The following is a 9,457-nucleotide window of genomic DNA, read 5'->3' as shown; positions in this document are numbered from 1 at the left end:
GCGCCGTGCGCACCAAATGACTGAATAATTTAAATATTGTGGTGGATTTGGTGCGCACGGCGCACCCTACTGTTATTTTTGTCGTGTACTGAAAGACAGCCTGAAGAATGCGCTGGGTACACCTGCTATTTCTCAGCCCCACTCTTCTTGTACCAATATGGCAAAAAACATCACATTCGGCTACGCCCGCGTTAGCACCACCGACCAAAATTTGGACAGCCAAAAGGCTCTGCTCATCAAGGCTGGCTGCGAACAAATTTTAGAAGAATCCATTTCGGGCAAAGACACCGACCGCCCCGAATTGATTAAGTTGCGCCAAATGGTGCGCGATGGCGACACCGTGATTGTTACCAGCTTGGACAGATTGGGGCGCAGTTTGACCGACTTGGTTCAAATCGTAAATGAGTTTAAAGACAAAGGTGTGATTTTCAAAAGCCTACGTGAAAGCATAGATGTGAGTTCTGCAGTGGGCAATATGCAGTTTAAAATGTTTGCCATCTTTGCAGAATTTGAACGCGAGCTGATTCGCGAGCGCACCAAAGCGGGCTTAATGGCTGCTCGTGCAAGGGGGCGCAAAGGCGGACGAAAATCCGTTTTCACTGAAAAAGAAGCACAAAAAATCAGAGAGTTGTACGATAAAGGCATTACCGCCAAAGACATAGCCAAAATGCACAATGTTACGCCTAAAACCATTTTGGGTATTTTCAGGCAGCCTGAAAATATTTTCCGCCACATTTTCACTTAAAATCAAAAGTTTTTCTTGTCTTTCAACTGAAAAACGTGTTATAGTAGCGGACTTGGTAGCAATACCAAGTTTATTTTTATGTCCGAAAGATTGCCCAATCGTAGGCAATCCCTTAATTAACAAGGAAAAAAATCATGGCTTTAGGTCTGGTTGGACGCAAAATTGGCATGACTCGCGTATTCACCGAACAGGGTGGTTCTATCCCTGTAACCGTGTTGGAGCTGACTGCCAATCGCGTTACCCAAGTAAAAACCAAAGAAACTGATGGCTACACCGCCGTACAAGTTACCTTTGGTCAGAAAAAAGCAAATCGTGTGAATAAACCCGAAGCAGGTCATTTCGCCAAAGCTGGCGTGGAAGCTGGTCGCGGTTTGCACGAGTTTGTGGTTTCTGAAGAAAAAGCGGCTGAATTGAAAGCTGGCGATGTTGTTACCGTAGAATTGTTCCAAGCAGGTCAGTTGGTTGATGTAACTGGCACCAGCAAAGGTAAAGGTTTCTCTGGTACCATCAAACGCCACAACTTTGGCGCACAACGTACCTCTCACGGTAACTCCCGTTCGCACCGCGTGCCTGGTTCCATTGGTATGGCGCAAGACCCTGGTCGCGTATTCCCTGGCAAACGCATGGCAGGTCAATACGGCAACACCCAATCTACCGTGCAACACTTGGAAATCATTCGTGTTGATGTGGAGCGCAACCTGTTGTTGGTTAAAGGTGCCGTTCCTGGTGCAGCAAACAGCAACGTGGTCGTTCGCCACAGCGTGAAGAAAGCAGGTGCGTAATGGAATTGAAACTGATTAATGCACAAGGTCAAGTTTCAGGCAGCGTTGCCGCTTCTGATGCCTTGTTTGCCCGTGAATACAACGAAGCATTGGTTCACCAACTGGTTACGGCTTATTTGGCAAATGCCCGTTCAGGCAACCGCGCCCAAAAAACCCGTGCCGAAGTGAAACACTCTACCAAAAAACCTTGGCGTCAAAAAGGTACAGGTCGCGCCCGTTCTGGTATGACCTCATCACCATTGTGGCGTAAAGGTGGTCGCGCATTCCCAAACAAACCCGATGAAAACTTCACACAAAAAGTGAACCGCAAAATGTACCGTGCAGGCATGGCAACCATTTTGTCTCAATTGGTACGCGATGAGCGTTTGTTTGTGATTGACACTTTGTCTGCCGCGACACCCAAAACCAAAGAATTTGCTGAACAAGTGAAAAATTTGGGCATGGAACAAGTTTTGTTCATCACCAAACAATTGGACGAAAACGTGTACTTGTCTTCACGCAATTTGCCCAATGTATTGGTGCTGGAAGCCACGCAAACCGACCCTTACAGCTTGTTGCGCTACAAAAAAGTGGTGCTGACTAAGGACGCTGTTGCACAATTAGAGGAGCAATGGGTATGAACCAAGAACGTTTAATGAAAGTGATTTTGGCTCCTATTGTTTCAGAAAAAAGCAATATGCTGGCTGAAAAACGCAACCAAATGGTTTTCAAAGTATTGAAAGACGCAACCAAAACCGAAATCAAAGCAGCAGTAGAATTGTTGTTTAATGTTCAGGTTGCCTCTGTAATGACCACCACCACCAAAGGCAAAACCAAACGCTTTGGTCGCACATTGGGTCGCCGCAGCGATGTGAAAAAAGCCTATGTTAGCTTGGTTGCAGGTCAAGAGCTGGATTTGGAAGCAGCCGCAGCCGCTGCAGATAAGGAATAAGCATGGCTATCGTAAAAATGAAACCGACCTCTGCAGGTCGTCGCGGCATGGTGCGTGTGGTAACTGAAGGTTTGTACAAAGGCGCAGCTTACGCTCCTTTGTTGGAAAAACAAAAAACCACCGCAGGTCGCAACAATAACGGTCACATTACCACGCGCCACAAAGGTGGTGGTCATAAACACCATTACCGCGTTGTGGACTTCAAACGCAATAAAGACGGCATTCCTGCCAAAGTAGAGCGCATTGAATACGACCCCAACCGCACCGCACACATCGCATTGTTGTGCTATGCAGACGGTGAACGCCGTTACATCATCGCCCCACGCGGTATTCAGGCAGGTGCAGTATTGGTAAGCGGTGCAGAAGCCGCCATCAAAGTGGGCAACACTTTGCCAATCCGCAACATTCCTGTTGGTACCACCATTCACTGCATTGAAATGAAACCCGGTAAAGGCGCACAAATCGCGCGTTCTGCTGGTGCTTCTGCAGTGTTGTTGGCAAAAGAAGGCATTTACGCCCAAGTGCGTTTGCGTTCTGGCGAAGTTCGCCGCATTCACGTTGATTGCCGCGCCACCATCGGTGAAGTGGGCAACGAAGAGCAAAGCCTGAAAAAAATCGGTAAAGCAGGTGCCAACCGTTGGCGTGGTATTCGCCCAACCGTACGCGGTGTGGTGATGAACCCAGTAGACCACCCACATGGCGGTGGTGAAGGTCGCACAGGCGAAGCACGCGAACCCGTTAGCCCATGGGGTACTCCTGCCAAAGGCTATCGCACTCGTAACAACAAACGCACGGACAATATGATTGTTCGCCGCCGCTACTCTAACAAAGGTTAATTAACATGGCTCGTTCATTGAAAAAAGGTCCATACGTTGACCTGCACTTATTGAAAAAAGTAGATGCGGCTCGTGCGAACAACGACAAGCGTCCAATCAAAACTTGGTCGCGCCGTTCTACCATTTTGCCTGATTTCATCGGCTTAACCATTGCTGTACACAACGGTCGCACACATGTGCCTGTGTTCATCAGCGACAACATGGTCGGTCATAAATTGGGTGAGTTCTCATTGACCCGTACCTTTAAAGGTCATTTGGCTGATAAAAAAGCCAAGAAAAAATAAGGTGAAACATGAGAGTAACTGCACAACATAACAACGCCCGCATTTCTGCTCAAAAAGCCCGCTTGGTGGCAGACATGATTCGTGGTAAAGACGTTGCCCAAGCCCTGAACATTTTGGCATTCAGCCCCAAAAAAGGTGCTGAATTGATTAAAAAAGTGTTGGAATCCGCCATCGCCAATGCCGAACACAACAACGGTGCCGACATTGATGAATTGAAAGTCGTAACGATTTTCGTGGACAAAGGACCCAGCCTGAAACGCTTCCAAGCGCGTGCCAAAGGTCGCGGTAACCGCATTGAAAAACAAACTTGCCACATCAACGTGGTGGTAGGCAACTAAGGAATAACCATGGGACAAAAAATTCATCCAGTTGGTTTCCGACTGGCAGTCAATAAAGACTGGTCTTCAAAATGGTTTGCCAAAAGCACCGACTTTGCCGCCGTTTTGAAACAAGATATTGATGTACGCGAATATTTGCGTAAACGCTTAGCCAATGCTTCTGTTAGCCGTGTCGTGATTGAGCGTCCTGCTAAATCTGCACGCATTACCATTCACACGGCTCGCCCTGGTGTGGTAATCGGTCAAAAAGGCGCAGACATTGAAGTATTGAAACGCGATTTGGAAAAATTGCTGGGCGTGGCGGTTCATGTGAACATTGAAGAAATCCGCAAACCTGAATTGGACGCGCAATTGATTGCTGACGGTATCGCGCAACAATTGGAAAAACGTGTTCAATTCCGCCGTGCAATGAAACGTTCTATGCAAAACGCCATGCGCGCTGGCGCAAAAGGCATCAAAATCATGGTGTCTGGTCGTTTGAACGGTGCGGACATTGCGCGTAGCGAATGGTATCGTGAAGGTCGTGTGCCGTTGCATACTTTACGCGCTGATGTGGATTATGCTACCAGCGAAGCCTTGACCACTTATGGTATCTTGGGCTTGAAAGTATGGGTGTACAAAGGCGAAGTAGGTCAAGTTCAAGCGCAGCCTGAACAACGCGAAAACCGCCGCAACAACCGTAAAGGAGGTCGCAATGCTGCAACCAACTAGACTGAAATACCGCAAACAGCACAAAGGTCGCAACACGGGCGTGGCAACACGCGGTAACACCGTTAGCTTTGGCGATTTTGGTTTGAAAGCTGTGGGTCGTGGTCGTTTGACTGCTCGTCAAATTGAGGCGGCTCGCCGTGCGATGACGCGCCACATCAAACGTGGTGGTCGCATTTGGATTCGCGTATTCCCCGATAAACCGATTACGGCTAAACCCATTCAAGTGCGTATGGGTGGCGGTAAAGGTTCGGTTGAATACTATGTTGCCGAAATCCAACCCGGTAAAGTGTTGTATGAAATGGACGGCGTGGCTGAGTCTTTGGCGCGTGAAGCGTTTGCTTTGGCTGCGGCTAAATTGCCTATCCCAACAACCTTTGTAACAAGACAGGTGGGTAAATAATGAAAGCCAATGAATTGAAAGAAAAATCAGTTGAGCAACTGAACGAAGTTTTGGTTGATTTGCTGAAACAACAATTCGGTCTGCGTATGCAACATGCTACGGGTCAGTTGGGTCAAACCAGCGCGATTAAGCAAGTGCGCCGCGATATTGCTCGTGTGAAAACCATTATTGCCGAGAAAGGTGCCAAATAATGAGTACTGAAAAAATTGTTCGTACTTTGCAAGGCAAAGTGGTCAGCGACAAAATGGACAAAACCGTTACTGTATTGGTTGAACGTAAAGTAAAACACCCTTTGTACGGTAAAATTGTTCGCCGCTCTACCAAAATCCACGCTCATGATGAGCAAAACCAATATGGCATTGGCGACATTGTGGTGATTGAAGAATCTCGCCCTTTGTCTAAAACCAAAGCTTGGGTGGTAAAAGAGTTGGTTGAAAAAGCGCGTACTGTTTAATTGACTGAACAGTAAAATCAAAAGCGAAGTTTGCAGGATTTTTTCCTGTGAACTTCGCTTTTTTGTGTTTCAGGCTGCCTGATTTTGGGGCGCAAAGACAGCCTGAAAACAAAGATGATTGAAATATTAGGGCATTTTTTAGCGAGAGTGCAATGTAAAATCACTTGACAAAAATAAAATAGGGGAATAAATTGCACAGCATTACACAAAGTAAAGATTGTGTTAATCAATGTGAAATTGGATTTCAGGCTGCCTGAAAGGGGATTTAGTGAACGCTCAAAATAGATGTCGGCTCGGAGAGCCGACCTACACTAACTATTTGGTGAGGTATTACATGAAAAGAAAGATACATGAAATAATATATTTTATATTGATATCTTATTTATTATATAATCTGGCTTCAGAAGCAACAAGTGTAATTGCTCAAGTAGTTATGTTTATAATATTTGGTATTGCTTTAATTGGTTTAATTGATTTTTTACGAAAAAGTTAATTTTTTAGTCATATATTTTATGAGGATTTAATGTTATGTCATGGAAAAAAGCAAGCGTAGGGTGGGTGCTCGCACCCACGCGTTCCACATTTTCCCAATAAATTTGTATTTTTCAGGCTGCCTGAAACTTCAGATGATTGAAAAATAAAGATTTGATAAGAAATAAGCCAATATTTACCCAATTTCAATTCCACCCCGATATTTCAGGCAGCCTGAAAACCAGCTGATTGAAATATCGGGGTATTTTACAAGCCAAGCACAATGTAAAACCACTTGACAAAAACAGGATAGGTCAATTACATTACACAGCATTACACAAAGTAAAGATTGTGTTAATCAATGTGAAATTGGATTTCAGGCTGCCTGAAAGGGGTTTTGAATGGGAAATGATGATTTAAGGGGAAACACAGAACGCGTGGGTGTGAGCACCCACCCTACGCTGGCTGGCTGATTGAAAAATGGGATTTTTCTTATAGGAATAAATTTTATGAAAGATAAATTACTTTCTATATTTTATTTATTTTTTATGATTTATATTTTTTTGAATGTTGGTTTAGCCATGAAATCAATCATATTAGTAATATATGGTTGCATTTTTACATATAAAATCTATTTATGGCGCAAAAACTCAAGTAGTGAGTAAATTTGTTTTAATCTTTCTATGAGGTATAAATTATGTCAGATGCAAATAAAAAAACATTTGCTGAAGTATTTCGTGAGAGCTTTAAATCTCGCATGGAAGCTACAACTATTCCTATGGAAGCAAATTTAGGTGGTGTAGGGGGTTTATTATCAGCAGGTTCAGCAGTATCTGTTGCTACAACTCAGGCAGGAACAGCTCCTGCTTTAGGAGCTGCAGCAAGTGCTCCATTCACTGTTGGTGCTGCAATGTTTGGAGCATACCTTATTCCATATGCAACAACTAGTTTATATTTAGCTGCACTGGATGCGAACAGAGAGGTATATGGTGATGAAGTAGTACATATACAACAAAATCCACAATTTCCGTCTTATCCAACGTATCCAATGCCATCTCCACCATCAAACGAAGATACCCCAACACCTTCCCAAACTCCACCATCATCTGATGGTGGGTCGCCAATACCGCCTGATGGTCTCCCACCATCGTCCGATGGTGCGCCACTACCTCCCGATGGTTCACCATCTCCCACGCCCACCAAATACCCAAACCCAGCCGATTATCCAGGTGGGCGAATTCCTATGCCTTGGGAAGACCCTAATCATCCGCGCTATCCACAAATGCCGCGCATTAAATTGCCTTTCCCAATGCCCACCGCAAAAAAACCCACTCATCATGATGATGGTAGCCAATGCGTACCCGTAGCCTTGCCATGGGTGCGCCCAAATGGACCGAAATACCATATTGTAGACCCGCTTGTGTTGGATTTAGATGGCAATGGCATTCAAGCGGTGGCGGCAAATGGTTTTTCAGGCAGCCTGTTTGATTTTAATGGCGATGGCATTCGCACGGCAACTGCTTGGTTTGCCAAAGGCGATGGTTTGCTCGTGCGCGATTTAAATGGCAACGGCACAATTGACAATGGCACAGAAATTTTCGGCGATGAAACGCGCCTGAAAAATGGCGAAAAAGCCGCACATGGTTTTGAAGCATTGGCGGATTTGGATAGCAATCAAGATGGCAAAGTGGATGCGACTGATGAAGCATTTGGCAGCCTGAAAGTTTGGAAAGATGATAATCAAGATGGTGTGAGCCAAGCAGATGAGTTGCATGGTTTAGACACTTTGGGCATTGCTGCGCTGAATGTGGCGTATAAAGATGTCAATGAAGATTTGGGCAACAAAAACCGTTTGGCGCAATTGGGTTCGTATGACAAGGCAGATGGTTCGCAAGGTAAAATGGGCGATTTGTTGTTTGATACCAATCCTTTGTATAGTCAGTTTAAAGACCGCGTTGAGATGACTTTGGCACAATTTTTGTCTGCCAATGTTCAGGGCATGGGTCGTGTGCGTGATTTGAATCAGGCTGCGGTGGGGTCGGAGACGTTGGCTGCTGTGGTAAAAGAGTATAGTGCAGCAGAAACCAAATCAGCACAATTTGGTTTATTAGACAAGTTGTTAGTGGAGTGGGCGAAAACAGATAATCGTTTTGGTACTTATGAGATTGCGTTTTCTAGTGCATGGGTGCAAACGCAAAATGAGGGGATTGGCTTAACGCCTACGCAGGCTGCTCAAATTATTAATCAGTCTGTAAAAGTATCTGATGAAACCAAGCAGGCTTTGGAAGTTTCGCGTGAAAAAATTGCGGTATTAGATGCTTTAACAGGCATGGATTCGCAGAAATTGTATATTACTGGCAATGATGATGCGAAAAAAGTGGTTGATTTGGCAAATAAAACATATGCTGATGTCAGCGCGTCTGTGTATCAAACCTTGCTGTTCCAAACTCGCTTGAAGCCTTATGTTGCTGAAATTGCCTTAAGATTGGAAGAAGGTAATCAATTGGTGTGGGATTTCTCTGCGCTTCAGGCTGCCTTTGAGCAAGTTCATGCCAGCAATCCACAAAAAGCATTGGTGGATTTGGGTGAATTTTTGGCGTATGGCAATGTGCCGACTTGGTATGCAGGTCGCACATTGATGAAGCGTTATGTAGATGAAGCACGCAGCGCAGGTACGCTGGATAGTCTGTTGGCTGAATTGGGTAAAGACACAGTTGCCCTGTTAAGCAAAACCCATGGCGATAAAGAGAATAATGTGTTGCAAAATGTGGGTTTGCAAAATAGCTCTTACACCTATTTGTCTGGTAATGATGGCGATGATGTGTTGATTGCCAGCGCAGGGGAGAATAGTCATTTGTCAGGCGGCTATGGTTCAGATGTTTATGTTTTGGGTCGTGATTTTAAATCGGTTAGTATTAGTAATGGCAGTCGCAATCAGGACGATGTGGATACGATTTATTTTACCGATGGCATTAAACAAGCCGATTTAACTTTCACACGCAATAGCAATAATTTATTGATTCAAACCAAAGAGGGTGATAATCAAGTTACCGTATCCAATTTCTTCTATGCCGATGATTATCAAATTAACCGTATCATTTTTGAAGATGGCACAACTTTAACTGTTGATAATATTAAAGAAATGGTACAACAAAGCACAGATGGTCGCGATAATTTGTACGCTTATGATTCAGGCAGCCTGATTTCTGCTGGGGCTGGCGATGATTATTTGTATGGTGCCAAAGGTAACGACACATTGAATGGCGATGATGGCAATGACTATTTGTATGGTCGTGCTGGTGATGATGTGTTAAATGGTGGTGCTGGTAATGATAATTTGTCTGGCGAAGATGGCGATGATACCTTAAATGGTGGTGCTGGTAGTGATGGTTTGAACGGTGGTCAAGGTCATGACACGCTCAATGGTGGCGAAGGCAACGACAGCCTGAATGCTGGCGATGGTAGTGATGTCTATGTTTTTGCTAAAAACTTTGGGCAAGATACC

Annotated in this window: 12 protein-coding genes; all 12 read left to right on the top strand. The window is 44.8% G+C overall.

Annotation, left to right across the window (positions count from 1 at the left end):
• Positions 1-157: 157 nt before the first annotated feature.
• Positions 158-745, top strand: coding sequence for a recombinase family protein (locus Q338_RS10590; protein WP_034295198.1), 588 nt, complete (start codon positions 158-160; stop codon positions 743-745).
• 134 nt (positions 746-879) lie between these two features.
• Complete coding sequence (gene rplC, locus Q338_RS10585; RefSeq protein WP_034295196.1) at positions 880-1,527, top strand: 50S ribosomal protein L3; 648 nt, start codon at positions 880-882, stop codon at positions 1,525-1,527.
• The gene (rplD, locus tag Q338_RS10580) at positions 1,527-2,147 is read left to right on the top strand and encodes a 50S ribosomal protein L4 (RefSeq protein ID WP_034295194.1); all 621 of its coding nucleotides are present in this window, start codon (positions 1,527-1,529) and stop codon (positions 2,145-2,147) included. Before rplC ends, rplD begins: the two co-directional genes overlap by 1 nt.
• Complete coding sequence (gene rplW / locus Q338_RS10575; protein ID WP_172540009.1) at positions 2,144-2,458, top strand: 50S ribosomal protein L23; 315 nt, start codon at positions 2,144-2,146, stop codon at positions 2,456-2,458. Before rplD ends, rplW begins: the two co-directional genes overlap by 4 nt.
• Positions 2,459-2,460: 2 nt before the next feature.
• Positions 2,461-3,294 carry a 50S ribosomal protein L2 gene (gene rplB, locus Q338_RS10570; RefSeq protein WP_034295189.1) on the top strand — a complete coding sequence of 278 codons (834 nt, stop codon included), beginning with the start codon at positions 2,461-2,463 and terminating at the stop codon, positions 3,292-3,294.
• A gap of 5 nt (positions 3,295-3,299) precedes the next feature.
• Positions 3,300-3,578 (top strand): 30S ribosomal protein S19, encoded by a 279-nt coding sequence (gene rpsS, locus Q338_RS10565; RefSeq protein ID WP_009119027.1) that lies wholly within the window; start codon positions 3,300-3,302, stop codon positions 3,576-3,578.
• 8 nt (positions 3,579-3,586) lie between these two features.
• Entirely contained in the window at positions 3,587-3,916 is a 330-nt protein-coding gene (gene rplV / locus Q338_RS10560; protein WP_034295184.1) for a 50S ribosomal protein L22, read from the top strand.
• Positions 3,917-3,925: 9 nt separating this feature from the next.
• The gene (gene rpsC / locus Q338_RS10555; RefSeq protein WP_034295182.1) at positions 3,926-4,627 is read left to right on the top strand and encodes a 30S ribosomal protein S3; all 702 of its coding nucleotides are present in this window, start codon (positions 3,926-3,928) and stop codon (positions 4,625-4,627) included.
• Positions 4,611-5,027, top strand: coding sequence for a 50S ribosomal protein L16 (gene rplP, locus Q338_RS10550; protein WP_034295180.1), 417 nt, complete (start codon positions 4,611-4,613; stop codon positions 5,025-5,027). The genes rpsC and rplP overlap by 17 nt, the downstream gene beginning before the upstream one ends.
• On the top strand, positions 5,027-5,218 hold the full coding sequence (gene rpmC / locus Q338_RS10545) for a 50S ribosomal protein L29 (RefSeq protein ID WP_034295178.1): 192 nt from the start codon (positions 5,027-5,029) through the stop codon (positions 5,216-5,218). The genes rplP and rpmC overlap by 1 nt, the downstream gene beginning before the upstream one ends.
• On the top strand, positions 5,218-5,481 hold the full coding sequence (rpsQ, locus tag Q338_RS10540; protein ID WP_034295176.1) for a 30S ribosomal protein S17: 264 nt from the start codon (positions 5,218-5,220) through the stop codon (positions 5,479-5,481). Before rpmC ends, rpsQ begins: the two co-directional genes overlap by 1 nt.
• A 1,519-nt stretch (positions 5,482-7,000) precedes the next feature.
• Positions 7,001-9,457: calcium-binding protein (locus tag Q338_RS10530; protein ID WP_282916244.1), on the top strand; the 2,457-nt coding region annotated here is incomplete at its 3' end.

Origin of the sequence: Alysiella crassa DSM 2578, from assembly GCF_000745955.1 — a bacterium.
Lineage (GTDB): Bacteria > Pseudomonadota > Gammaproteobacteria > Burkholderiales > Neisseriaceae > Simonsiella > Simonsiella crassa.
This window is presented reverse-complemented; position numbering and strand designations above follow the sequence as displayed.